This is a genomic window from Hyphomicrobium denitrificans ATCC 51888 (genome assembly GCF_000143145.1).
Taxonomy (GTDB): Bacteria; Pseudomonadota; Alphaproteobacteria; order Rhizobiales; family Hyphomicrobiaceae; genus Hyphomicrobium_B; species Hyphomicrobium_B denitrificans.
The window spans coordinates 35,664-61,356 of the sequence record NC_014313.1 but is presented as its reverse complement, the minus strand read 5'-3'; the positions used below and the strand labels follow the sequence as shown (position 1 = coordinate 61,356).

Below are 25,693 nucleotides of genomic sequence, written 5' to 3'. Positions count from 1 at the left end.
CGACTCTAGTCGGTCCAGCAATCGGCGTCGGTCTTTTCATTCTCGTCAGCAATTTCTAAGCGCGGAGTCGAGCCCCGGCGTTCGCGCGTCGGAAGCATCCGTCGCGCGCGCCGGCCACACCACTCGCGGCTGCAGAGTTGCCTTGGACGTCCACGGCCGCACAAATGCCATGAGTTGGCGTGAATGCCGCCGCGAGCCCGTTGAGCTGGCGCCTTAAACTCCAATTATGCAGGCAGTACGACAGCCGCGTTTAGCGCGGCGCGAGTGCGGCTTGCGGTAATGCTATCCATTCTTCGCCTTTTGACGGCGCTCAGCGATATTTGTCTGAGGCTTCCGCGCCAGATCGTGCGCCGCCTGATGTCGGCGGTCGCCTTCAATCCGAAGCTCGGACCGATCCGCCACGTTTTCACGGCCGCGACGCTCTATGTCCTTTTCGCGCTGGTGCTCGTCTACATTGCGGCCCCGATCCGCGGCTACGTCGGCGATCTCACGCTGCACGAAAAGCTCGGCTATGACGCCGAGCGCTGGCTCGCGACCGCCATCTACGATCCCAAAGGCAACTTCGTCGGCACCTTCGACCCCCGCCTCGATAGCCTGCGCGACGTCAACTACACCGACAGCGACATCGAGCTCGGCAATTACGTTGCGAGTCCCGATCACAAATCCATTCCCGTACGCGACGTCCCCGAGCAGTACTGGCGATGTCTGACGTATCACGAAGACCGATACCTCGGCGGCGCGCTCAACCCGTTCGGCATCGATCTTGTCGGCGTTTTGAAGATCCCGGTCACGACGATCACGCATTCCATCGCAGCGCGGCGTCCGATGCTGGGCGTCGGCGGATCGACGCTGCCGATGCAGTTCGCACGCGTCATCTATAAAACGCCGCCCCACGCAGGCGAGGGCGGCATCACCAAACTCCGCCGCAAGCTCGGCGAATGGTGGCTCGCGCCCGTCATCTATCGCGAACTCACGCGCAACGGCGACGATACGCTGCTGAAACAATGGGCCGCGAACCACATCTGGCTGGCGCAACGAACAGGCGGCCAGCCGCTGCACGGCGTCGAAGTCACCAGTCAGGTCGTCTTCGGCAAGGAAGCGAAAGACCTTTCAACCGCCGAGCAGTTCGTGCTCGCGTCCGCCGTCAACAAGCCGATCATTCTGCTCCAAGGCAACGACCGCCTGAATGCCGTGCGCCTCGACCGCTGGCGCTACATCACCGAAGTCCGCGCCCGCACCTGCGCCGAAAAGCTCATCACCGACGAAGCCGAGCAGCGCAAAGTCGTCTTCGAGCTGATGGCGCTCGCAGGCGGCCCCCCCGATCCGAAAGTGAAGCCGAAGCTCGAGGCGGCGCTCGAACGCTTCGTCCCCGACCAGGTGAAACGCGCCGAAGCCAACCCGATGATCCGCGCAAACCTGCTGCTCCCCGCAGCCCGCTTCGGCATCCGCGAGGAGATGAAGCAGAGCTACGGCTTCGGCTGGCGTGATTACGTGCGCGGCGTCACGACGACGTTCGACATCGGCGAGAACCTCACATTTCGCGAAAAGCTCGACGCCAAGCTAACGGCGCTCAACACCGAATGGGCATCGCGCATCAACGCCGCGTTCACGCTCGATCCGAAGAAGGTCACCGCCGACAAGACGTTGCCGAATGTGATCGTCGTGGCGGCCGACGCCGAGGGCCGCATCGTGCGCTATTACGAGACTGGCGAGACCGCTGCTTACTTCGGTTCGCTGCCCGCGCGCCGCTCGTCCGATGGCGTCTACGATCCCGCTTTCGAAAGCCGCCAGGTCGCCTCGACCGGAAAAATGCTGCTCGCCATCGCGCTCGCCAACCAGGGCCGCGATACGGGCGAAAGCCCCTACTCCGATCCGGCCGCTCCCGCGCAAGGCCTCGACACCTGCGCCAGAGGCACGAGCCAGCAGAACCGAAAGGCGATCGTCGCGTTCGCCTGCTCGCTCAACGCGCCGCTGATCAATCGCGGTGCGGCGCTCGGACAAGCACCGATCCGGCGGCTGATCGATGGCTTCGGCTTCACGATGCCGCCCGCTGCCTCAACGGGCGGAACGCCGCCGTCGACTGCCGTCGTCCTCGGCCAGATCGCCGGTGCCCCGCGCCGCGTGCATTTCATGTCGAGCGTGGTGCTGGCTTCCTTGATCGGCAGGGGCGACCGGCCGATGCGCCCGCCGACGATGATCAAGACCTACGACTACACTCAGAAAGGCCAGAACGGCGGGGGCATCGCGGCCGAAGCACGCCCGGCCGTCATTCCAAAGTCTTTAATCCGGCCGCGCGGAACAGGACTGATCCGGACGCTGCTCGAAGCCCCGCTCTGCTACGAGACCGGTGGCAAGTTCTACGGCACGCTGAAAAGCATCGCGAAATGGTGCGCCCGGCGGCGCGGCGACTTGCGCCTGCATTTCGCCAAGACCGGAACCTCCGTCACGCTCGATCCGAACGCGACGGTCGACGCCTGGGCATCGGGCGGCCTGCAGTTCGCGAACGGCGCCGCCTACTCCTATGTCGTCCTCGTCGGCACCGGGAATGCGTCGCAGCCTTGGGCGCACGATCTGCACGCCGCCCAGGTCGCCGCGCCTTTGCTCGAAGTCCTGCTCGGCGACCTTGCCGATCACGCGAAGGCGAACCCGCGACGCGATCTGCTGCCGCCGCCGCGAGTCAAATCCGCGCCGCGCATTTCGAAGGCAGCGCCACCATCCGCAAGCTCGAAAGTATTTGCCAGCAAAGCGCTCCAACGCTCGCCGTCCGACGAACAGCTTCGCACGCTGACGTCGAACTGAGCGCGCTCGCGCCATTCGCGGCCCGCGAATGACGGAAACAAATCCGCCAGCACTTCGACACCCGTCAGCCGCAGTTCCAACATCAAAAACGCCGACTGGCGGCCGAGTGTGCCGGCGGCACCAAATGCGGGTTGGCGGCAATGAAATTGGAGACACAAGATCACCGGCGCGGATCGTTCCCGCTGCGTGAACCGATAGACGACGGCGAGGACGCCTCATCGAAACCGCCGCGCGACTGGAAGCGCATGGTCCTGATTTTCGGACTTGGAGCGTTGTCCTGGGTCGCAACCTATGTCGGCATGCTCGAACTGATCGAAGCCAACATGGGCGACTTGCCGATGATCCACCGCATCATCGTCGGGTTCTCCGTCGCGATGCTGATGACGATGATCATCTGGCTGCTCGACCAGCTCTTTCGTCCGCACCCGCTGACGACCAAACTGTTCTACGCGAGCGGCTACATTTTCCTTTCGCTGATATCGATCGGCTTCGGATTCGGCTTCTACTGGAAAGTTCTCGAAAGCCGCGGAGAAGCATCGCGCTCAGCCGAAAGCGCCGTCTCGCAGGTTCAGAATTCGCTGCATGGCGCCTCGACGCGGCTGGAGCAGCTGCAGGCAACGCTCACGCAATTGACTCAAGTCTCGACCGACAAGGCCGAACTCGAGCGCACCAAGGGCACGTCATGCCCGAATTCGCGCCCCGGCGATGGTCCGCGACGAAAAATGCGCGAGGACGACGCGCAGCGCTTCTCATTCGCATCGGAATTCGTGAAAGGCCGCGTCGGCGCGGTGAACGCCGACATGCAGGCTTTGAACGGCGACCTGGCGAAAGTCGTTTCCGCCGATGCCTCGACGTTCGATGCCAAGACCGGAACGCGCAACGAGTTCATGCGGGCGCTCGGCCGCAAGCTCGATCTCACGGTGACCGGCTTCAATGCTTTCCGCACCGACCCGCAGCTACGCCAGATCCGCTCCGATCTCGCCGACCGCGCCGATCGCACGACCTTCGGCGACGGTAAGGCCGCCGTCTCGTGCCCCGACCCGCAGTTGCAGATGGCGCTGCATGGCGTCGTCAAGGCCATCGATCAGCTTCCCGAATTGCAGAAGCCGGAAATCGCGGCCGTCGAAGGCTCCGAAGCGACGATCGAAGCGTTTCGCCGTTTGACGGCGACGTTCTACGGCCTCTTGGCCTTCAAGATGCCGCCGTCCGCCGACGAGCTTCGCGAGTTGCAGAAAAAAGCCATCCAGTCGGTCGAGAACCCGACCGAGGCTTCGGTCCGCGCCTTGCGCTCCGACGAAGCCTCCGGCCTTTCGAAACGCGACTACGTTCCGCTCGCTGTCGCGCTGTTCGTCGATCTGTGTTTGTTTCTCGTGTCGATGGGCCAGCGTCCGGGCAACCGCCTTGATGGACTGGTACCGAAAATGAAAGCCGCCGAGCGCGGACCGGTTATCGAAATCCTGTCGCGCTTCAACGACATCCATCGCGACAAACAAGTCCGCGAGAATTTCGAGTTGTTCCGTCACGTCGTCTTCGACATGAACGGCGCCTACTACGTCGCCGTGCCGCTCGACGCGCCGCCCCGTCTCAGTCCGACGGAACGCGAAAACCTCCGCGTCGAAGCGCAGCTTCTCGCCAACCTGTTCGCGAGCTTTGAGCGCGAGAAAATCTTCAAGCGCACGCTGCTACCAACGCGCGCGAGCATTCAAAGGCGGCTGGCGCGTCAGGGCTCGAAGTTTGCCACATCGGAATCTTTCCGCGTCTATAAGTTTGCGAACGGCGCCTGGTCGGACATCATCCTCGGCGCGGTGATGGGCGCGGCCAAACGCGCTGAAGCCCGGCGCGCCCAATACCCCGACGATGCGATCGAGAACGACGACAACGACGAGCCGCACACGACGCCGCCGACGCTCGACATTGGAACTTTGAAGCCTGCGAACGAGCCCGCAGAGCCGACGCTCGCGTTCGAGCCGAAGATCCGGCCGGCGCCGCCGCGCCCCGCCAGCGTTTCCATCGATCCTGAGCATGAGAAGCGGTTCGGCCCCTACGCCACCGCGTATCGCCCGAATTCGGAATCCGGCCCATCTTCGCCCGTCTTCACCGCGCCGCACGCTCAGCGCATGCGCCATCCGCAGCCGCCGCCGCTTCATGAAACCGAAATGCCTGTCAAAGCCGCCAACAGCAACGCGGCCGCAGCGCCGCCCTCTGCTGATCCGCAGCCGGCGACCATTATCCCGATCCCCCGCTCGGAGCTCCGCCACAGATCGGCCGACGAGCGCTTGAACACCGTGCTTCCCGAGCCGCTCGCCAGCGTCACGCTGAAGCGCGAAACCGCGACCTTCACGGTGCCCGTTAGCGAGGCCGTCGTTCCATCGTCCTTGCGCGACGCGCTCGCGAAATCTGCCGCACACCAAACCGAAGCGCAGAGCGATGCCGGTCATCTCGACGCACTGGCATCGACAACCGACGACCTGCTTTTTTGGGAGCCAGATCAAACGCCTGCTGATCAAGAGCCGCTTTCCGCGTCCGACGAGGCCCTATTCAGGCGCATCGCGCCGCCAGCCGCCGAATGAAAAAAACTTGGACAAAAAAAGAGATAAGGCCGTTCGCCATAAATCGAACCGTCTCGCAACGCTTGTTTAACATTCTTCTCGGCTTAATGGGGCAGCCGAGGCAAGCCAGGGTGCTGCTTCCCCGGCGACCAGTTTGGGCTGACGATAGGACTTACAAATGCGCATTTCTTCACCTTCGCGGCTCATGACAATGTCTCGAACGGATAAGGAAACGCGGCTCAAGGATTTCATCGTCGAAAGCCTCACGGCTCTGGCCGAAGGCCCCGGCGGCAACGGCAGCATTACGATGCTCGTCCGCAGCGTCGACAGCCCGGCAGCGCGCGCGCTCGGCGCAGCGCTTGCTGAACTCCCACTCCTTCCGCTCGACATTAGAGTGATCCTCGCCGACACGCGCATCGAAGACGCGACGTTGCCGTCACTGCGCGACAACCCGGGTATCGAATTCCGCCTTCTGACCGATCCGCGCTTTGGCGCCTCACACGAGCAGCTCGTCGTCGGCCGCACGCATGTCTGGATTGGCGACTGCCTGCGCCGCGACCCGAACAAACGCGACGCTTTTGAACTCTATCACAAGGCCGACCCCGTCGCGCGCAAGTGCGCCGCCGTTTCGTTCGAGAACCTCTGGTCGCGCGCCAAGACGCTGATGCCGTTGAAAGGCGCTGCTCTTGCCCCGGAAATGATCGCGACTGGAAACGCGTCCGGCTTTCCCTGGTCGCACCGCCAATAATTCCCGGCGCGAACCACACACTCTGAAAATCCGACCTGACCGGCCGCGACAGGGTTAATTCCCTCGCGGCCATCGGATTTGCGCGCCGAAATCATCCCCGCTCGTCACGCGTCTGATAAAATCCGGGGACGATCTGCGCTCTCGTCAGAAAAAAAGCCGCAAGAACGCGCAAGCATCGGCAATTGGCAAATTACCGCCGCGCTTCGGCCGTTGGCTCTTGTTGGGCTTTCGGCTTGCTCACTCCGGAACGATACTCCGCCCGGGCTAAGCTCAGGTGTCCCCGCGCACCGTCACGCTTTACAGGATGGCATCCCATGTTTTTCTTCGCGCGCCTCGCACTGGTCTCCACGCTTTTGCTGGCGACGGTCACCGGCGCACTCGCCGCCGACAAGGTTTTCTTGCACCAGGGCGTCGCCGCTGACGCGAAGCGCTACGAAACCTTCCTGAAGACGAACTGGAAACCGGACGGCAAACCTGCGGCCGTCCTGAAAGCCGACGCCGACAAAGTCTTTGCCTCCGATCCCCGTGCTGCCTCCCGCAGCCTCGCGGCGGCTGTCGTGGCGAACGACAAGGACTGGGCCACCTGGACGCGTCTCGCGGAATCGCTGATCGCAATCAAGCCCGACCCGAATTCCGGCAGCGAACGCTACGATCTTCCGATTTACGCATCCGGCGCCGCCTATCGCGGCTATCAGCTTGCCAGCGCAACGCCGGATAAAGCACACGCGCTTTACGTCCTCGGCCAGACGCTCGAGCGCCGCTCCTATTGGCGCCCCGCGATCGACGCGCTGAAATTCAGCCTCGATCTCGCCGATGACCAGACGACGCGTGAAGCCTACGACAAGCTGCGCAGCCAGTACGGCTTCCGCATGACCGACTACAAGACGGACAACGAAGCCACCCCGCCGCGCCTCTGCCTCGAGTTTTCCGAAGAGCTGAGCCGCACGCAGACGGACGTCGCGAAATTCATTTCCGTCAACGGCAAGGACCCGCAGAATCTCGTCCAGGACGCGCGCCAGCTTTGCGTTGAGGGCCTGAAGCACGGCGAGCGTTACGTCGTACAAATCCGCGCCGGACTTCCGTCGAACGTCGGCGAAAACCTGCTCAAGACATCCGACATCGCCGTCTATGTTCCGGATCGCTCGCCCTTCGTGCGCTTCGGCGGCAAAGCCTACGTTCTCCCCGCTCGCGGACAGCAGGGCATTCCCGTCGTCACGACCAACACCAACAAGATCAATGTCGAGGTCTTCCGTCTGGGCGATCGCGCGCTCGCCGCAACATTGCAGTCGGGCGACATGCAGCGCCAGCTTTCGAGCTACGACGTCGACAACATTCGCGATCGCTCCGGCATTAAAGTCTACACCGGCACGATGGATATCGCCGCGAAGCTCAATGAAGAGGTGACGACCGCAGTTCCCGTCACCGACGCGACCGGCCGCCTGGAGCCGGGCGTCTACGTCATGGTCGCCACGCCCACGGAGAAGTCGAAGAACGAAAGCTACGAACGCGCGACGCAGTGGTTCATCGTCTCCGACCTCGGCCTGACCGCGTTCACCGGCAGCGACGGCATCCACGCTTTCGTGCGCTCGCTCGGCGACGCGACAGCCATTCTCGGAAGCCAGGTCAAACTCGTCGCCCGCAACAATGAAGTGCTCGCGACCGCAACGACCGACGAATTCGGACACGCAAAATTCGACGCCGCGCTGACCAAAGGCGAAGGCGGCGCTGCGCCAGCCATTCTCGTCGCGACGCAGGGCATCGGCGAATATGCTTTCCTCGACCTCACGCTCAACGCGTTCGATCTCTCCGATCGCGGCGTCAAGGGCCGCGATCCGGCAGGCCCCGTCGACGCCTTCATGTACACGGAACGCGGCGTCTATCGTGGCGGCGAAGAGGTGAACATCACCGCTCTGGTGCGCGATCAGTTCGGCAAGGCGTCGGTGGTTCCGACCACGCTCATCGTCACGCGTCCCGACGGCGTCGAGCAATCGCGCACGGTGATGAACAATCAGGGCCTCGGCGGCCGCGACTTCACGCTTCAACTCGCCAAGACCGCGATGAGCGGCACCTGGCGGCTCTGGCTGCACACCGATCCAAAAGCGCCCGCGATTGCGGAACGCGCCTTCCTCGTCGAAGACTTCGTGCCGGAACGCCTCGACATGAAGCTCTCGGCCAACGTGCCCGCGCTGACGCCGGACGAAAACCAGACGATCAGCGCCGACGGCCATTATCTCTACGGCCCGCCCGCCGCAGGCCTCGGCCTTGAAGGCGAAGTCGTCGTGAAGCCTTCGAACAAGGATGTGGCAGGCTTCGCTGGCTACGTCTTTGGACAGGCGGACGAGTCGGTCAATCCGGTGCGCCAGGCGCTGCCGTCCAATCTCGCGATGGACAACGACGGCAAGGCAGCAATCGCCGTCACGCTTCCGCAATTGCCGCGCACGCCGAAGCCGCTCGAAGCTGCGATCAGCGTCAAGCTGCGCGAGGCTGGCGGGCGAACGATCGAACGCAACTTGACGCTGCCCGTCGACCTGAAGCTCGAGCGCGTCGGCATCAAGCCGCTGTTCGAGAATTTCACCGCTCCGGAAGATCAGAACGCGGGCTTCGACGTCGTCCTGCTCGGAGCCGACAACAAACCCGAAGCGACCGACAATCTGACGTGGACGCTGACGCGTCTCGACACCAATTGGCAGTGGTATCGCCGCGACGGCTCGTGGACGTATGAAGCCGTCACCGTGAAGCGCAAGATCGGCAGCGGCCCACTGACGATCGCTGCCGACACGCCTGCGCGAATTTCGCAAGCCATCGGCTGGGGCCGTTACCGTCTCGATGTTGCATCGAACGATCCGAGCGGACCAGCATCGAGCGTTGTCTTCAATGCCGGTTGGTATACGTCCGGCGATACCGTCGACAGCCCCGAGCAGCTCGACGTCGCGCTCGACAAGGACAGCTACAAATCCGGCGACACCGCCAAGCTCCGCATCGCGACCAAGCTCGGCGGCAAAGCCCTCATCACGGTTCTTGGCACGGGCCTTCATCTCCTGAAGGAAGTCGATGTCGAGAAAGGCGGTGGCGAAGTGGACGTGCCCGTCTCCGACACCTGGGGTCCAGGTGCCTACGTCACCGCCCTCCTTTATCGTCCGATGGATGAAACGGAAAAGCGCATGCCGAGCCGCGCCATCGGCATCAAGTGGCTGCCCGTCGATCAGAGCGCGCGCCAACTCAAGGTCGCCGTAACGCTGCCGGATAAAGTGAAATCCGGAAGCAAGATCGACGTGCCGCTGAAAATCGAAGGCCTGACGCCGGGCGAAGACGCGCGCGTCGCCGTCGCCGCTGTCGATCTCGGCATCTTGAATCTCACACGCTACGAGACGCCAGCGCCGGAGAAATGGTTCAATCAGCAGCAGAAGCTGTCGTTTGAAATCCGCGACTTCTACGGTCGTCTGATCGACGGCATGCGCGCCGACCGCGGCAAGCTCCGCTCGGGCGGCGACGCAGGCGGCCCCGCGATGCAGGGCAATCCGACCGTCGAAACCGTCGTCTCGCTCTATTCCGGCATCGTCCGCGTGCAGGAAGATGGCACCGCGAACGTCAGCTTCGAGCTGCCCGACTTCAACGGCACCGTGCGCGTGATGGCGGTGGCATGGAGCGACGATAAAGTCGGCCACGGTTCCGGCGACCTGATCGTCCGCGATCCGGTGGCGCTGACCGTCGCCGTGCCGCGCTTCATGACGCTCGGCGACGAGGTGAAGCTCGGCTTCGATCTGCACAACGTCGACGGCCCGAACGCGCCTTACAAACTGTCGCTCTCCAAGAAGCACGGCGACGACAGCAACGAAACGCTGTCTGCGATCACCGACAAGTCGGTCGACCTCAAGACCGGCGAACGGAAGATGCAGCGCATCGCCTTTAAGCCGGAGGATCTCGGCCGCCTGACGCTCAAGGCCGTCGTCACCGGTCCGAACGACATCGCCGTCAAACGAGAAATGACGTTCGAGGTTCTGCCGCCTGCTGGCGACATCAAACGCACGACGATCTCGTCGCTCAAACCGGGCGGCAAGCTGAACATCAGCTCGGATGTGGTCTACGATCTGATCCCGTCGCGCACGCGCATCAACCTGTCCGTCGGCCCGGCCGCGCGCTTCGACGTGCCGACGCTGCTGACCCAGCTTGACCGTTATCCGTACGGCTGCGCCGAGCAGACCGTGTCGCGCGCCATGCCGCTCGTCGTCGCCAACGCTCTCGCGGCGCAAGTCGGCATTGCCGAGGACAAGGCGCTGAAGGAACGCGTGCAGACGGCCGTCGCGCGCGTCTTCGAGATGCAGGACTCAACCGGTGCTTTCGGTGTCTGGGGTCCCTCCAACACCGATCTCTGGCTGACCGCCTACGTCACCGACTTCCTGACACGTGCGAAGGAAGCCAACTACGACATGCCGCGCGAAGGCTTCAATCGCGCGCTCGACCGGCTGCAGAACTTCATCGCGTATGCGTCGGACTTCGAGAAGGGCGGCGAGGACCGGGCCTATGCGCTCTACGTTCTCGCTCGCAACGGTCGCGCGCCGATCGGCGATCTCCGTTACTACGCCGACACGCGCATCGACCGCTTCTCGACGCCGCTCGCGAAAGCGCAGATCGGCGCCGCGCTCGCAATGATGGGCGACAAGGAACGCGCCGAACGCGCATTCTCCGCGGCGCTGGCGATGATGCCGGACGTGACGCCGGACTTCGGCTATCGCAGCGACTACGGCTCGACCTTGCGTGATGGCGCGGCTTTGGTGGCGCTTGCTGCCGAAACGGGCGTCGCGAAGGCCGAACAGCCGAAACTCGCGAGCGTCATCGCCAAGGCGTACGAAACCCGCTCCTACACCTCGACGCAGGAACAGGCATGGCTGCTGCTCGCAGCGAAAGCCTTGAACGACGAAGTGAAGGCCGCGAGCCTGTCGATCGACGGCAAGCCGTCGTCCGGCCCCGTGCTCCGCGCGCTTACACCCGCCGAGTTGAAGGATGGCGCGTTGACGATCACCAACGACGGCGACGCCGCGGTCGATGCCGTGATCTCCGTCATCGGCGCGGCACTGACGCCGGAACCGGCCGTTTCGAAAGGCTTCCAGATCGAACGCCAGGCCTACACGCTCGACGGCAAGCCGGTCGATCTCGCGAGCCTCAAGGGCGGCAAGGCGGGCGTGAAGCAGAACGACCGCTTCGTCATCACCGTCAAGGTCACGTCGGAAGACGAAGGCGGCCGCGTCATGGTCGTCGATCGTTTGCCCGCCGGCTTCGAGATCGAAAATCCGCATCTCGTCGAAAGCGGTTCGATCGCGGGCTTGAGCTGGTTGAAGTCGACGGCGTCACCCGAGCACACGGAATTCCGTGACGATCGCTTCGTCGCGGCATTCAACTTCGCCAACGTCCGCACGACAACGGAGGAGAACAGCTCCGTCGAAGGCGATGCGCCGGAAGCGCCGAGCGATGGCACCATCGCAACGCCGGAAGACCCGGCGCAGAAAAAAGCGCCGCCGGTGTCGGCAACGCTCGCCTACATCGTTCGCGCCGTGAGCCCCGGCACGTTCGTGCATCCCGCCGCGACCGTTGAGGACATGTACCGCCCCGAGCGCTACGCCCGCACCGCCGCCGGCACCCTGACCGTCTCCGCGAAGGAGTAAGCAGCGTGCCCATGCTGCAAACCCTCACGAAACGGATTGCCTCACTTCTTCCCCTCCCCCGACGCGGGGAGGGGTTAGGGGTGGGGGGAAGCCACACATCTCATGCTTCCCCCAATGCACGTTCGACCGACGCCCCACCCCCGACCCCTCCCCGTCAAGGGGAGGGGAGAAGTTTCATGACATGGCGACGGCTGGGGCTTGCGATTCTGCTAGTGGCGCTGACAGGCGCCGCCACGACCTACGGCCTCTACGTCAAAGCCTTCGCCGACGCCGGGCCGCTGCTGCTTGACGAAGCCAAGGCAACATCCGTCACCGTCGTCGATCGCGACGAGCGCCTGCTGCGCGCCTTTACGACGACGGCCGGCAACTGGCGCCTGCCGATCGATCCCAAGGACGTCGATCAACATTATCTCAAGATGCTGTTCGCGTTCGAGGACAAGCGCTTCTACAGCCACCACGGCGTCGACCCGAAAGCCGTGCTGCGCGCCGTCGGACAATTGCTGCGTCACGGCCGCCTTGTCTCCGGCGGCTCGACGCTGACGATGCAGGTCTCACGCTTGCTCGACGGCAAGCACGAGCGCACCGCGAGCGGCAAGCTGCGCCAGATGGCGCGCGCGATCAATCTCGAACGCAAGCTCTCGAAAACCGAAATCCTGAAGCTTTATCTTCGCCTCGCGCCCTTCGGCGGCAACCTCGAAGGCGTACGCGCTGCCTCGCTTGCTTACTTCGGCAAGGAACCGCGCAGGTTGTCGCTCGGCGAAGCCGCGTTGCTCGTCGCGCTCCCGCAATCACCCGAGCAGCGCCGTCTCGATCGCAACCCCGAAGCCGCGCGCCGCGCCCGCGATCGCGTTCTCGATCGCGCTGTCGCCGCGCACGTCATCACCGCCGCCGACGCCGCGCGAGCCAAGACCGAACGCGTCGTGAAAGCGCGCTACGCCTTCCCGATGCTCGCCCCGCATCTGACGGAAACACAGGTCGCGACGCATCCGAAAGAAAACATCCTCAAGCTGACGCTCGACCGGACGCTGCAGGCGAGCCTCGAAAAACTTGCGACCGAACAGGCGCGTCTCATCGGCGACAAGGTTTCAGCCGCCATCGTCGTCGCGGATCACCAGACCGGCGAAATTCTCGCCCAAGTTGGCTCGGCCGGATACATGGACACCGGACGCCAGGGCGCCGTCGATATGTCGACCGCCGTCCGTTCGCCCGGTTCGACGCTGAAACCTTTCATCTACGGCCTCGCGTTCGAAGCCGGTCTCGCTCATCCCGAGACATTGATCGACGACCGCGCGACGCGCTTTGGAACCTATGCGCCGAAAAACTTCGACGAGAATTTCCACGGCACCGTGTCGATCCGCGAAGCCCTCGAACAATCTCTGAATATTCCGGCCGTTCGCGTGCTCGCCCGCGTCGGACCCGGCAAGCTCGTCGGCCGCTTTCGCCGCGCGGGCGTCGATGCGCGCTTCCCCGACAAATCCGAGCCGACGCTCGCGATGGCGCTCGGCGGCACCGGCCTGACGCTCGAAGAAATGACGCAGCTTTATGCCAGCCTCGCGCGCGGCGGCGACAGCATCGCGCTGGTTCACCGCCTCGACGAGCGCGGCCGCACACTTGCCGCAACGCGCGTCAAGCCGCTGGTCAACGCCCATCGCCTGATGTCGCCGCTCGCTGCGTGGTACGTCACCGACATTTTGAAAGATGCGCCACCGCCGCCGAACGCCAAGGGCGGACGCTTCGCCTACAAGACCGGCACCTCCTACGGATACCGCGATGCCTGGGCCATCGGCTATGACGGCAAATATGTTGTCGCTGCCTGGGTCGGAAAGCCGGACAACTCGAGCGTTCCCGGAATTCTCGGACGCACCGCCGCCGCGCCGATCCTGTTCGACGCCTTCGCACGCATCTCCGAAAAGCGCGCCGCATTGCAGGCGATGCCCGCCAACGCCATCAAGGGCACGAACGCCGATCTTCCCGCGCCGTTGAAACGCTGGCGCGATCCGAGCGACGATCCGGCGACCGGCCGCTTTCTCGAACCGCCCGTGCTCATTTCTTTTCCGCCCGATCAGTCTGAAATCGAAGGCGCTGAACTCGGCGGAGATCCGTTGATCCTGAAAGCCGACGGCGGCGCGCTGCCATTGACCTGGCTCATCGACGGAACTCCGATAGAGTCTAATCCCCATTCGCGTGAGGCGACGTGGCAGCCGGGAACTGCCGGCTTCGCGAAGCTGACGGTGATCGATGCCAAAGGCCGCACCGACCGCGCGTCGATCAGATTAAGATAGCCGTTCGAAGGCGTAGCGGGAACGCGTCCGGCGCGCTAGCTTCCGCTTCGTCTCTTATTGTTCGGACACCTGTCATCGATGATCGACACGATGCGAATTGCGACAAGGAATCTTTTATTCCTTGCGATGATGCTGACGCTGGCGGGCTGCCGCGAAGCTCCGCATGAGCAAACATCCTCGCTTCCAGCACTTGGCGCCAACGTCAACGAAACGACGGTGTCGGGCATCTCATCCGGCGCCTACATGGCCGGACAATTCCAGATGGCGCACGCCAAGCGTGTTGTCGGCGCGGCCATCATCGCGGGCGGCCCCTACGGCTGTTCCGAAAGCATTTTCGCGAACACGCTTCCGGGCACCGGAACAGCGTTCCTCAATCTCAGCAAAGCCGTCAACGGCTGCATGCTCGATCTGCTCGAGATCTGGGGCGTTGCCGATCCCGCCGAACTCGCAGCGAAAGCTGAAGCGCGCGCCGCCAAGGGCGAGATCGATCCGATCGCCGACGTCACCCGCGACCGTCTCTATCTTTTCACCGGTACGTCCGACCGCACCGTCGTTCCGTCGATCGTCAAGCACGCCGCCGAGTTCTACGCCAAGCTCGGCGTTCCCGCGGCGAACATCGAACTCGTCTCGAGTTATCCCGCTGGCCACGCCTTCGTCACCGACAATGAAGGCAACGCCTGCGATGTCTCCGCCAAGCCGTATGTCGTCAATTGCGCTTACGATCAGGCGGGCGCATTGCTGAAGCAGATGTACGGCGATCTGCAGCCGCGCACCGAAGCTGCAACGGGCGACTTCATCGACTTCGATCAACGCCCCTTCGCCGCCAACGATATGAGCGGCAGCGGCCTCGCCGAAACCGGCGTCGTCTATGTTCCGAAGGCGTGTCGCGAAAAATCCGGCTGCCGCGTGCATATCGCCTTTCACGGATGCGCGCAAAATCGCGAAACCGTCGGCAACGCCTTCATCACCGAGTCCGGCTTTGCGCGGTGGGCCGATACAAATCGGCTGATCGTGTTGTTCCCGCAGGTCGCCGCGTCGCCGATCAATCCGCAGGGCTGCTGGGATTGGTGGGGTTATACCGGACCGCAGTATTTGACCCATGATGCGCCGCAGATTGCCGCAGTGAACCGTATGCTCGACGGCTTGCAAGCGGGCGGCGGGGGCGCGTAAAGCCATCCGGCCAGAGGGAATGGCACGACATTCAAAGCCGCACGCCGGCGACCGCATACGGGGAGACACGCTATGCTGATGCGCGAGGCTTTGCTGGCGCCGCTATGGCCGCGCCGAAGCGGCACGCTTCCGAGCCTGCCGAAAACAATCCAGATCGCCGTCACCGCAGCGACGATGGGATTGCTCGTCGCGGCCGCTGCGCTTCCCGAAGATCGCGATGCTGCACCTGCCGCCGCATCAGCCGCGCCCGCCTCAACGGCGCACAATCCCGGACGCGAATCCGATTTCGGCGCTTATCTCGGCGCGCCCTATCATTACCCGAGCGACTTCCATCTCAAGAAGACCGGCGTCACCGATCTCACGATCAAAGACATTCCCTGGTACACGAACCCATTCGAAAACCCGCTATACTACGGCGTCCGCTTTCAGCGCTGGTTCGAAGGCGGCCGCCTCGGCACGATGCTCGACTTCACGCACTCCAAAGTCTACGCACCGATGAAAGAGGGCGAACGCGCGTTCGAAGGAACGCTTGACGGCAAGCCCGCGCCCGCCTCGGCCAAGATCGGCGACTATTTCAACAAGCTCGAATGGACGCACGGCCACAACATGCTGACGTTGAACGGCCTGCTGCGTCTGCCGTCGCTCGGCGTCATTTCTCCCTATGCAGGCGTCGGCGCGGGCATGTCGTTTCCGCACTCCGAAATCCACCTGAAGACGGACGAAAAACGCACGTACGAATATCAGTACACGGGCCCCTGCGCGCAGGCGCTGTTCGGCCTCGAATTTCGTCTCCGCACCGGCTCGATTTTCATCGAGTACAAATTCACGGCAGCCGATTACTGGGGACCTCTCACGGGCCGCGACGGCACCTGGTTCCCGATCGACATGTGGCGCCAGTTCTCACGCTGGTGGAGCGGCGAAGAACCGCCGAACGGTTGGGCTGGCTCGAAACTCGTCAGCCATCAGGTGATCGGCGGCTTCCTCGTGCGCTTCGTTCCGAAAACGGCGACGCAATAAGCCTTTCGTAACGTCGCAAGTTATTTCGCCCGCCGGGAAGAACCGGCCCGGCTCTTCCTCGCCGGAGCAATGGTGCGCAGCCGCGCTAGAGCCTTCGCGGACGACTGCAGCTCTTCGCGAACCCACGTCTCGAAAACCTCGGCGGCCTCCGACTTTTTCGAACCCGCGCGCCGCACCAGATAGTAGCTCGCGCGCGATGCGACGACATCGAGCGGAGAGACAAGCCGTTTCGCACGCAACGCGTCCCCTGCCTGAATCTGGTCGGCGATTGCGAAACCTTGCCCGGCTTCAGCCGCCGCGATCGCCAGATCGCCGTTGAGCGTCGGCCCCGAGGGAACGATCGTTTCAATGATCCCCGCAGCCGTAAGCCAAGCCTCCCAGCATTCCTTCGCGGTCTCGCGAATGAGCAGGCTCGGATCGAGATCGCTTGCCGCCGACAGCGGATGCGCACGCAGGTACGCCGGACTGCACACCAGCATCAGCTGCGACTCGACAAGCTTGCGCGCATCGACGCCCTCCCATTCGCCGAATCCGTAACGAACACCGAGATCGACATCCTCCTTACCGAAATCAACGAGCCGATGACTCGGGTCGACCACAAGATCGATGCCCGGATGAAGCGACGTGAACCTGCCAATCCTCGGCGCCAGCCACAACGCCGCGAACGAAACGTCCGACGTGACGACCAAGCGCCGGCGGCGACGGGACGGCCGCGCGAACTGGCTCGACGCCGCCGCAATGAGATCGAAGCTTTTCGTCAGGCTTTGCGCCAGAGACAGGCCCGCCTCCGTCAACTCGACGCCGCGCCCCGTGCGCTCGAACAGCGGCGTTCGAAATTCTTCTTCGAGCGAACGCACGTGCCGGCTGATGGCGGCATGCGTGACGTTTAGTTCGCCGGCCGCGCGCGAAAAGCTCGAAAGCCGGGCGGCGGCCTCGAACGCCTTCAAGGCATTGAGAGGAGGCAGTTTGCGAACCATGCCTGATGTAACAAAAACTTACAGGTTATGTAAAGCAATGCCGTTTGTCTAAAGCATTCCGCAGACACACCATTCTCTGGCATTTCAGGACTGGAGCCAGAAGATGATGCGCGTGATCAACCACCTGATCGAAGCGATCGAGAGTTTGATTTTTCCCTCGCGCAACCGGCGCGACGATCGCAAATGACCTCAAGCAAGATCAGAACCGCTTCAGCAGCCGGTCGATGTAATCAAGCTCGTCCTGCGGCCGAAGACTGTCGCCGGACCGCTTGCGCAGCTCTTCCAGGATTTCGCGCGCCCGCTGCGCGTCGATGGCATCCGGCACTTTGACCGACGTTCCGAGATCCGGCCCCTGCGCGCGTTGAGGCCGCCCGAGCGGATCGCGGGGAGAATTGCCGCCGCGACCGAGCCGCTGTTGCGCATTCTTCTGCATCTGCTCGGCCATCTGCTGCGCACTCTCGCGCATCTGCTGCAGCGCTTCCGCCTGCTGATTGCCGGCCTCGTCGAGATCGTTCTGCTTCAGCGCGTCTTCGGCATTCCCCATCGACTGCTGCGCATTGCCGAGCTTATCCGGATCGCCAGAACCCATTTGCTCCAGCTCTTTCTTCAATTGATCGAGCTGCTCGCGTAATTGCGCCTGCCGGTCCTGCAAACCGCCCTTACCGCGCTGCTGCCGTCCGACGTTGTTTCCGTCTCTGCCCTGCTGACCTTCGCCCTGCTCGCCGCCGCCTTGGCGACCGGGGTCCATGCCGCTCTGTCCGCCCTGAGGCGTCCGGCCTTGCTGGCCTTTTCCTGCTTTCGGCGAGCCTTGTCCGTTGGGATCGTCCTGCGAACCGCCCTCGGGCTGCTGACCGCCTTCCCGGCGCCGCTGCTCCTTGAACGTATCATCCATGAGTTCTTGCTGCCGGCGCGCGAGATTATCGAGCTCGTTGAGCTTCTTCATCATCTGCTGCGTGCGCTGCTGCTGCGCCCGCGACTCCGGTGTATTGTTCGCCTGCAGACGATCCATCAGCTCGCGCAATTCCGACAACATGCGCTCGGCCTCTTCGCGCGACCCCTGCCGCGCGTTCTTTTCGAGGTCCTTCATCATCTGATCGAGATCTTGCTGGCCCAGCTCCTGCATTTGATCGTCTTGCTGCTGGTCGCCCTGCGGATTTTCCTTATCCGCGTTCTTCTGCATCTCGTTGAGATAATCGTTGAGCCGCTTTTTCAGCTCCGCGAGCGCGTCCTGGATTTCCTTGTCGTCGCCCTTCTGCAACGCGTTCGAAAGCTGATCTTGCGCATCCTTAAGCGCGCGCTCGGCCTGCGAAAGATTGCCATCCTCGACCTTGAGCGCGATCTGCCAGAGTTCGTCGACAGATTCCTTCATCGTCTCGCGCGATATCTCGCGATCGAGCCGGTGATAGATCGCGCGCAGTCCCAGATACACGGACGTATCCGTGATGAAGCCTTCAGGCTCCATCGTCAGCGCATCGAGAGCTCGGGCGACAGTCGACCGGTTGCGCGAGTCCTCTGCGAGCTTACGGCGCTGCTCGATCAACGCCCGCGCCAGCGGATTCTTGAAACGCCGCGCAGGCAGTACGATCTCGATCGCCTTGCTGCGTCCGACCTGACCGCCGACATCGGTTGCTTCGAGCCATAGCCGCACGCGCTGCCCGGCCCACGGATGCTCACCGATTTCGAGCAGGGTCGAGGCATCGACTTTCTTCGCACCCGGACGCGGAATCTTGAGGCTCAGGACCGGCGGCGGCTCGAGCGGCAATCGCGGCCCGGTGAGAGGCGGCGGCCGTGCCCACGACGTCGCCGGATCGCCGGCCTTCGGCGGCGATGGCTGGACTTTTACTTCCGCGCTGGCGACGCCATAATCGTCTTCCGCCCCATACGTCATCCGCATCGACCCGCGCGGCGTACCGGTGATCTCTTTCGTCATCGCGATCGTCGGCGGCTCGTCGGCGATGACGTCGAACGTCCATTGTCCAAGCTCGCGCGAGCCGGACAGCGCCCGAATGCGCGACGACTTGCGAAGCTCGTAGCGCACTTCCGCAACGCTCGACGTATCGCCCGCCTTGCGCGGTTCAGGGGTCACGCGCGTCACATCGGGCGAGCCGTCGCTCAACACCTCGAGCGCCACGCCGTCCGAACCAAAGCCGACACCGCGCAGCGTCAGCAGGCTGTGATCGGGCACCTCGAAAAAGCGCTTCTTATCTTCGTCGCTGGCGGAGGCCTGCTGCGAACCGTCGGACAGCAAAACCGGCGGCAGCGCCGTATAGGGCGGCGGCGTGACCCAGGCATCGACGCGCGTCGGCGTACCAGTGCCCGCGACGCCGAAGCGAAATGCCGACGCAAGCCGGTCGCCAAGACTTCCCGTTACGAGTAGCGCCGCCGGAATCAGCAGCAGCATCGCAAGCCCGCGCAAGGCCCACGGATCGAAGCGATCCGTCCGAGGTCGCGGATTGCCGACGCGCAACCGCGCGATGGCGCGCGCCAGGCGCTCGCGATGCGCCTGCCAAAGCGCCGACGTTTCAGCGTTCGAGGTGCCGGACGAAAGCGTGTCTTCGTATGACGTGGCCGGGCGATGCGGAATTCCGGAGCGTCGCTCGATGCGCCGGATCGCTTCATCGCGCGTCGGCCACGGAATGCGCGCGGCATAGATCGCTGCCGCAAGCGCCGCCGTCGCGAACGCCGCGAGCACTGCCTTATGGACGAAAGGATCGAGATAGGGCCAGACGCCCGCGAACGACACCAGCGCAAACAGCAGCGCGATGCCGATCAGCAGCCATAGTCGCGGCCACAGTCTCTCGAACACCAGAGCGAACGTGCTGAGGCGAACTTTGCGCGCAAAAGACCGCGACAGCGCGGAACTCTGATCCGTGGTGTTAGGGTCAGCCATTAGGTCTAGCCTAACATGGGCAAAACGCCCCGTCCCTTAACAAAATGCAACGTCGCCGCCCGGCGAAACGCCCGTAACTTCAACGCCGACAAACGGTAACGATCCCGAATTCCAGGCAAGCTGTAACGTCCTTCCTGGCGACGCCGCGGCAATCCTGTTCATAGCGTTATCAACGCATCTTCGTCACGGAGCCACAGAACTCCTTGGCATCCATTTGAAAGTGCATAAGGTCTTCTTGCTCTTCTTCTCCATCCACTCTCAGCCATCAAATGTCTTTATCCCAAACTCCTCCAGAACATGAGTACATCGCGTACATCGATGAATCCGGCGATCCGGGTTTGAGCCGGGTGAAAGGCATCGATGTGAATGGTGCTAGCGAGTGGCTCATACTTGGAGCTGCCGTATTTCGGCGGCAAACCGAGCCAAAAATCGAAGGCTGGATTCGCGACATCACAAGTGGATTCAGAGGACACCAAAAATTTGGCATCCACTTTGCCGACCTAAATCCGGCAAAGCGTCTATTAGTGTGCGAAAAAATGCGCGCACTGCCAGCCCGCTATTGGGTCGTAGCATCAAACAAAAAAAACATGAAAGGCTATCAAAATCCTTGGGCCGCAATGTTCCCTTCCAAGAACTGGTTCTACTGTTGGATGACCCGGCTTCTTCTTGAAAGGATCACTCATTTTGTTGCTCAAGATAGCGCCAGCCGTTTCGGTTCGCCGAGATTTTTGAAAATTGTCTATAGCGAACGAGGCGGCATTTCCTATGAGCAGATGAACGCTTATTACAGTTGGCTGAAGTTCAAAGACATCGCTGGCACACAGGTACTAACGCTTGGAGAACTATCCTGGTCCGTGATGGATCGAAGACTGCTGGAAGTGGCTGCGCATAACAATAGGGCGGGACTCCACTTTGCTGACACTGTTGCATCAGCCTTTTTCAAAGCCTGCGATTTTCGCGATACTGGCGAATGCGATCCCCAATTCGCGAAATTGCTTGAACCACGCATGGGCCGCTTCCCTGATATCTTGGATGGAAGAATTGCAGGGTATGGCGTGAAGATCATGCCGAGCTTCCGAGGTGCCCAGCTGACGCGGGACCAAGAGAAGATATTCAAATTTTACGGCTATCCACGGCAGTGGTGGGCGCCCGGACCCGACTAATCCCTTGGCTTTTAGCCCAGCTACTCTTGTCGCCAAGCGTCCAGAAGGACGTCGCGGGAATGGACCCACAACACGGGCTGCCCGACACGCCCACCACTGAGAACAAACATAGAACTTATAACGAGAAAAGTCAACGGAAATATTGTAAAATCAACAACTTATTTAACTCATTGATTTTGAGTCGATTTTTCGCATTTCCACTGGATGCGTTAAAATCATACGTAATTGTCACCGCTGTTTCGCCACGATGCCATCAACCCGCGATCCACGGCGGCAGCTTGTCCGCGCCGATGAGATCGTCGTAGCTCGGGCGCGGCCGGACGACGGCATAACGATCGCCGCTGACCAGAACTTCCGGCACCAGCAAGCGCGTGTTGTACGTCGACGACATCACCGCGCCGTAAGCACCCGCCGTCATCACCGCCAGAAGATCGCCCGGCTCCGACGGCGGCAACGCCCGATCCTCAGCGAGGAAATCGCCCGTCTCACATACCGGCCCGACGATATCCTGCTGCACCGGAGCCATATCGTTGCGCTGCTCCGCGACCGGCCAGATCTCGTGATAGGCCTCATACAGCGTCGGACGAATGAGATCGTTCATCGCCGCATCGACGATGGTGAACGTCTTGTCCTCGCCTTCCTTCACGTAGGTGACGCGCGTCACGAGCAGACCGGCGTTGCCGACGATCATGCGGCCCGGCTCCAGCACGATCTTCAAACCGAGATCGCCCAGCGCGGCTTTAACGACAGCTGCGTACTCATCCGGCGTCGGCGGAATGTCGTTGGCGCCGCGATACGGCACGCCGAGCCCGCCGCCGATATCGAGATGCTCAAGGCGAATACCATCTGCGATCAAATCGCGCGCCAGATCGTGCAGCAGCGCGAACGCATCACGGAACGGCGCAAGATCGGTGATCTGGCTGCCGATATGCATGTGAATGCCGGAAATCTTGAGGCCCGGCAGCGTCGCCGCGCGCGCATAAAGCTCGCGCGCATCCTCGAACGGCACGCCGAACTTATTTTCGGCCTTGCCGGTTGAAATCTTTGCATGCGTCTTCGCGTCGACATCCGGATTGACGCGGATCGCGATCGACGCCGTCTTGCCGAGCGCCGTCGCAACTTCGCTCAGCGCCAGAAGCTCCGGCTCGCTCTCGACATTGAAGCCGAGAATGCCCTCCTCCAGCGCATACGCCATCTCGCCACGCGTTTTGCCGACGCCTGCAAAAATGATCTTCGAGGCCGGAACGCCAGCCGCCCGCGCGCGCCGCAGCTCGCCCTCGGATACGACGTCCATGCCAGCGCCGAGCCGCGCCATCGTCGCCAGCACCGCCTGATTGGAATTGGCTTTGACCGCGAAGCAGATCAGCGCCTTCTGATCGCGGAACGCCTCAGCCAGCACTTTGTAATGACGTTCGAGCGTCGCCGTCGAATAGACATAGAACGGCGTCCCGACCTCGTCCGCGATGCGCGCGAGGCTGACGTCCTCGGCATGCAGAATGCCGTTCTTGTAGTGGAAGTGGTGCATGGGGCTGATCAGCTTACGGTTGGAATTTTCCAATCGTCATGCCCGCACCGCAGTGGCCCGTCCAGACTTATCGTCCGCACGGCGGCCGGAATTTCAAATTCTGGTTGTCGAAGGCTGACGGCGGCTAGCGCAGCAGCGGATCGAGAACGAAGCCCTCGTGCGGCTTCTTCGGCGCATCCGAATTGGAGCCTGGATCGCGCGCATCCGGAGACTTCGCTTCGCCCGCGACCTTGGCCTCGGGCGGCGGCTCGAGCGGTCCCTTGACGCCACAGCCCGCGAAGCCGAACCCCACCGCGCACAGCAGGGCCACGGCCACCAGCGACTTAAGGCGCAAAAGCGCTGCCATACGTGCGTGTCTCCAAAACTCCACGGCCCGGAAAAGCGGGCAATCTGCCAGCCTGTTCTAGCCCTTCGCGCGGCCCTTTTCCAACCGCCGCAGCCAGTGACGCGCCATTTTGAGGACGTTCTGTGGCGCAGTTCCCCCATAGCTGGTTCGGCTCTTGACCGAGTTTTCGACCGAAAGCACCGAAAAGACGGCCTTCGTGATCTTGGGCTCGATGGCCTGCATATCGGCCAGCGGCAACTTGTCGAGGTCGAGGCCCTTCGTTTCCGCCGCCTTCACGATCGAGCCGGTGACGTGATGTGCATCCCGGAACGGCATCTTGAGTTCCCGGACGAGCCAGTCGGCGAGATCGGTGGCCGTCGAATACCCGCGTCCTGCGGCAGCGCGCATGGCCTCCGGCACAGGCTCCAGATCGCCGATCATGCCCGCCATCGCCGCCATCACGAGTCGGAGGCTCGCCAGCGCGTCGAAGGTCGTTTCCTTGTCTTCCTGCATGTCCTTCGAGTAGGCGAGCGGCAGGCCCTTCATGACCATCGCCAACCCCTGGAATGCCGCCGCGATCCGCCCCACCTTCGCGCGCGCCAACTCGGCCGCGTCCGGGTTGCGCTTTTGCGGCATGATCGACGAGCCGGTCGTGAACCGGTCGGACAGTTTCACAAAGCCGAACTGCGGCGTCATCCAGATGACGATTTCTTCCGCGAGCCGCGAGAAATGAATGGCCGTAATCGTCGCCGCCGCCAGCGTCTCGAGCGCGAAATCGCGATCCGACACGCCATCGAGCGAATTCGCCATCGGGCGGTCGAAGCCCAGCGCTTCCGCCGTTCTCTTCCGATCGATGGGAAATGACGTCCCGGCGAGCGCCGCCGAGCCCAGCGGGCTCTCGTTCAGCCGCTTGCGGGCGTCAGCGAAGCGGCCCCGGTCGCGCGCGATCATTTCCACGTAAGCGAGCAGATGATGTCCGAACGTGACGGGCTGCGCGGGTTGCAGATGCGTAAAGCCGGGCATCACGGTCGCCGCGTGCGCTTCAGCTTTTTCTGCCAGCGCCTGCTGTACGCGCTCCAGAGCCGCGTCGATCCCATCGATCGCATCGCGCACATAAAGCCGGAAATCGGTCGCTACCTGATCGTTGCGCGAGCGCGCCGTATGCAGCCGCCCCGCCGCCGCCCCGATCAAGGTCTTGAGGCGGTTCTCGACGTTCATGTGCACGTCTTCGAGCGCCACCGAGAACTCGAACGTCCCGGCGTCGATCTCCGCCTGGACCTGGTCGAGCCCTTTGACGATCTCCTTCGCGTCGGATTTCGTTAAAATACCGGCTTCCGCGAGCATTTGTGCGTGCGCCTTTGAGCCGCGAATGTCCTGCGGCGCGAGTCGCTTGTCGAAGCCGATGGAGGCATTTATCTCCTGCATGATCTCGGCCGGAGACATTTGGAAACGGCCACCCCACATGGCGTTGGCGGGCTTATCGGTCACGAGCGGCTCCGTCTAGCGAGAGAAACAAGGGTCCCAGATGGCAACGAACAACGCGGGTGGGCCGCAGAAGGCTCTTTGGATCGTGGCGCTGACAGCGCTCATCGGGTTCGGCGCCGTATACGTTATCGGAGGCGGGTTCGACAACGCGGGTTCAGAAAAATCCGGCGCCGTTGCCCAGGATTTCTCTGCCCCGAGCGTCGGCGCATCGGGTGAATCGTCATTCAAGTTCGGGAAAATGGCCGCCTTCGTCGCCAAAAAGACGCCGGAGCCGCTGCCCGACATCAAATTCCAGAATGCCGCAGGCAAGGAACTGACGCTCTCGAGCCTCAAGGGCAAAACGATCCTGCTGAACCTCTGGGCGACGTGGTGCGGCCCGTGCCGCGAGGAAATGCCGGCCTTGAACCGCCTGCAGGCTGAACTCGGGGGCGACAAATTCGAAGTCGTGGCGCTAAGCCTCGACCGCAAAGGCTACGAGGCCTCTCGCAAGTTCCTCGACGATCTGAAGGCCGACAAGGTCGTGCTTTACGCCGACCCGACCGCCAAGCAGGGCATGGAGCTGAAGCTCCTCGGCATGCCGACGACGATCCTGATCAACAAGGACGGGCTTGAAGTCGGACGGCTCGCCGGATCGGCCGAGTGGGATTCCGACGACGCCAAAAAGCTCATCCAGGCCGCGATGAACTAGCCCGCCCACAAACGTCATCCCCGCGCAGGCGGGGATCTATCCCAACATCAAGATTTACGCAGAGATCGAACCTGGACGGATCCCGGCCTTCGCCGGGATGACGTCCTTGGCGAGGAATTACTTCTTTTTCGCTTTGACCTTCTGGGTCAGCGCAGAAGCGGCAACCGACTTCGCTTGCTTGCTGGCCGTCTTGCTTCGCAAGATCTTGGACGCCGCCGACGCGACCTTCTTGCCCGTTGTTTCTTTCGGATTTCTCGACTGCGTCAGCGCGGATGCGGCAACTGCCTTTTCCGCCTTGGACGCCGACTTGCTGCGAAGAACTTTCGAAGCCGCCGAAGATACTCTCTTGCTAGTGGTTTCTGCTTTCGCCATGGACGTCGTTTCCTTGTTGCGAGGGCCGCGAAACGGCGGTCCG

15 protein-coding genes are annotated in these 25,693 nt (G+C 62.7%); 9 read left to right on the top strand and 6 right to left on the bottom strand.

Features of this window, described 5'->3' with window-relative positions; genetic code table 11:
- The first annotated feature begins 279 nt into the window (after positions 1 to 279).
- The 7 genes from HDEN_RS00240 (at position 280) to HDEN_RS00210 (ending at position 16,225) form a co-directional block, all read left to right on the top strand.
- Positions 280 to 2,799 carry a transglycosylase domain-containing protein gene (locus HDEN_RS00240; protein WP_013214093.1) on the top strand — a complete coding sequence of 840 codons (2,520 nt, stop codon included), beginning with the start codon at positions 280 to 282 and terminating at the stop codon, positions 2,797 to 2,799.
- A gap of 140 nt (positions 2,800 to 2,939) precedes the next feature.
- Positions 2,940 to 5,369: a hypothetical protein gene (locus HDEN_RS00235; RefSeq protein ID WP_041921463.1), complete on the top strand. Its 2,430-nt coding sequence runs from the start codon at positions 2,940 to 2,942 to the stop codon at positions 5,367 to 5,369.
- Positions 5,370 to 5,559: 190 nt separating this feature from the next.
- Positions 5,560 to 6,096 carry a hypothetical protein gene (locus HDEN_RS00230; RefSeq protein WP_245256682.1) on the top strand — a complete coding sequence of 179 codons (537 nt, stop codon included), beginning with the start codon at positions 5,560 to 5,562 and terminating at the stop codon, positions 6,094 to 6,096.
- Between the two features lie 314 nt (positions 6,097 to 6,410).
- The gene (locus HDEN_RS00225; RefSeq protein ID WP_013214090.1) at positions 6,411 to 11,756 is read left to right on the top strand and encodes an alpha-2-macroglobulin family protein; all 5,346 of its coding nucleotides are present in this window, start codon (positions 6,411 to 6,413) and stop codon (positions 11,754 to 11,756) included.
- 176 nt (positions 11,757 to 11,932) lie between these two features.
- Entirely contained in the window at positions 11,933 to 14,038 is a 2,106-nt protein-coding gene (gene pbpC, locus HDEN_RS00220) for a penicillin-binding protein 1C (RefSeq protein WP_013214089.1), read from the top strand.
- Positions 14,039 to 14,116: 78 nt separating this feature from the next.
- A complete protein-coding gene (locus tag HDEN_RS00215; protein ID WP_013214088.1) occupies positions 14,117 to 15,208 on the top strand; it encodes an extracellular catalytic domain type 2 short-chain-length polyhydroxyalkanoate depolymerase in 1,092 nt (363 codons plus the stop codon).
- Between the two features lie 72 nt (positions 15,209 to 15,280).
- Entirely contained in the window at positions 15,281 to 16,225 is a 945-nt protein-coding gene (locus HDEN_RS00210; RefSeq protein WP_013214087.1) for a hypothetical protein, read from the top strand.
- Between the two features lie 20 nt (positions 16,226 to 16,245).
- On the opposite strand, the gene HDEN_RS00205 is transcribed toward HDEN_RS00210, so the two are convergent.
- The gene (locus tag HDEN_RS00205) at positions 16,246 to 17,202 is read right to left on the bottom strand and encodes a LysR substrate-binding domain-containing protein (protein ID WP_013214086.1); all 957 of its coding nucleotides are present in this window, start codon (positions 17,200 to 17,202) and stop codon (positions 16,246 to 16,248) included.
- 199 nt (positions 17,203 to 17,401) lie between these two features.
- A complete protein-coding gene (locus tag HDEN_RS00200) occupies positions 17,402 to 20,092 on the bottom strand; it encodes a TIGR02302 family protein (RefSeq protein ID WP_013214085.1) in 2,691 nt (896 codons plus the stop codon).
- Between the two features lie 269 nt (positions 20,093 to 20,361).
- Between HDEN_RS00200 and HDEN_RS00195 the strand changes: the two genes are divergently transcribed.
- A complete protein-coding gene (locus HDEN_RS00195) occupies positions 20,362 to 21,255 on the top strand; it encodes a DUF3800 domain-containing protein (protein ID WP_013214084.1) in 894 nt (297 codons plus the stop codon).
- Between the two features lie 253 nt (positions 21,256 to 21,508).
- Here the strand turns inward: HDEN_RS00195 and lysA are convergent, their stop codons facing one another.
- The 3 genes from lysA to argH all read right to left on the bottom strand — a co-directional run bounded on the left by lysA (position 21,509) and on the right by argH (position 24,593).
- Positions 21,509 to 22,780 carry a diaminopimelate decarboxylase gene (gene lysA / locus HDEN_RS00190; protein ID WP_013214083.1) on the bottom strand — a complete coding sequence of 424 codons (1,272 nt, stop codon included), beginning with the start codon at positions 22,778 to 22,780 and terminating at the stop codon, positions 21,509 to 21,511.
- A 124-nt stretch (positions 22,781 to 22,904) separates the two neighbouring features.
- Positions 22,905 to 23,126 (bottom strand): LPS translocon maturation chaperone LptM, encoded by a 222-nt coding sequence (lptM, locus tag HDEN_RS00185; RefSeq protein WP_013214082.1) that lies wholly within the window; start codon positions 23,124 to 23,126, stop codon positions 22,905 to 22,907.
- A gap of 57 nt (positions 23,127 to 23,183) precedes the next feature.
- Positions 23,184 to 24,593, bottom strand: a complete 1,410-nt coding sequence (gene argH, locus HDEN_RS00180) for an argininosuccinate lyase (RefSeq protein ID WP_013214081.1) — start codon at positions 24,591 to 24,593, stop codon at positions 23,184 to 23,186.
- A 37-nt stretch (positions 24,594 to 24,630) separates the two neighbouring features.
- Here argH and HDEN_RS00175 point away from each other — a divergent pair, with 37 nt between their 5' ends.
- On the top strand, positions 24,631 to 25,278 hold the full coding sequence (locus HDEN_RS00175) for a TlpA family protein disulfide reductase (RefSeq protein ID WP_013214080.1): 648 nt from the start codon (positions 24,631 to 24,633) through the stop codon (positions 25,276 to 25,278).
- 117 nt (positions 25,279 to 25,395) lie between these two features.
- Here the strand turns inward: HDEN_RS00175 and HDEN_RS00170 are convergent, their stop codons facing one another.
- Entirely contained in the window at positions 25,396 to 25,650 is a 255-nt protein-coding gene (locus HDEN_RS00170) for a hypothetical protein (protein ID WP_013214079.1), read from the bottom strand.
- Between the last annotated feature and the right edge of the window lie 43 nt (positions 25,651 to 25,693).

Excerpts from the sequence above, each read along its gene's own strand:
- HDEN_RS00240 (WP_013214093.1), top strand. The coding sequence starts at position 280 with ATGCTATCCATTCTTCGCCTTTTGACGGCGCTCAGCGATATTTGTCTG.
- HDEN_RS00235 (WP_041921463.1), top strand. The coding sequence starts at position 2,940 with ATGAAATTGGAGACACAAGATCACCGGCGCGGATCGTTCCCGCTGCGT.
- HDEN_RS00230 (WP_245256682.1), top strand. The coding sequence starts at position 5,560 with ATGTCTCGAACGGATAAGGAAACGCGGCTCAAGGATTTCATCGTCGAA.
- HDEN_RS00225 (WP_013214090.1), top strand. The coding sequence starts at position 6,411 with ATGTTTTTCTTCGCGCGCCTCGCACTGGTCTCCACGCTTTTGCTGGCG.
- pbpC (WP_013214089.1), top strand. The coding sequence starts at position 11,933 with ATGACATGGCGACGGCTGGGGCTTGCGATTCTGCTAGTGGCGCTGACA.
- HDEN_RS00215 (WP_013214088.1), top strand. The coding sequence starts at position 14,117 with ATGATCGACACGATGCGAATTGCGACAAGGAATCTTTTATTCCTTGCG.
- HDEN_RS00210 (WP_013214087.1), top strand. The coding sequence starts at position 15,281 with ATGCTGATGCGCGAGGCTTTGCTGGCGCCGCTATGGCCGCGCCGAAGC.
- HDEN_RS00205 (WP_013214086.1), bottom strand. The coding sequence starts at position 17,202 with ATGGTTCGCAAACTGCCTCCTCTCAATGCCTTGAAGGCGTTCGAGGCC.
- HDEN_RS00200 (WP_013214085.1), bottom strand. The coding sequence starts at position 20,092 with ATGGCTGACCCTAACACCACGGATCAGAGTTCCGCGCTGTCGCGGTCT.
- HDEN_RS00195 (WP_013214084.1), top strand. The coding sequence starts at position 20,362 with ATGTCTTTATCCCAAACTCCTCCAGAACATGAGTACATCGCGTACATC.
- lysA (WP_013214083.1), bottom strand. The coding sequence starts at position 22,780 with ATGCACCACTTCCACTACAAGAACGGCATTCTGCATGCCGAGGACGTC.
- lptM (WP_013214082.1), bottom strand. The coding sequence starts at position 23,126 with ATGGCAGCGCTTTTGCGCCTTAAGTCGCTGGTGGCCGTGGCCCTGCTG.
- HDEN_RS00175 (WP_013214080.1), top strand. The coding sequence starts at position 24,631 with ATGGCAACGAACAACGCGGGTGGGCCGCAGAAGGCTCTTTGGATCGTG.
- HDEN_RS00170 (WP_013214079.1), bottom strand. The coding sequence starts at position 25,650 with ATGGCGAAAGCAGAAACCACTAGCAAGAGAGTATCTTCGGCGGCTTCG.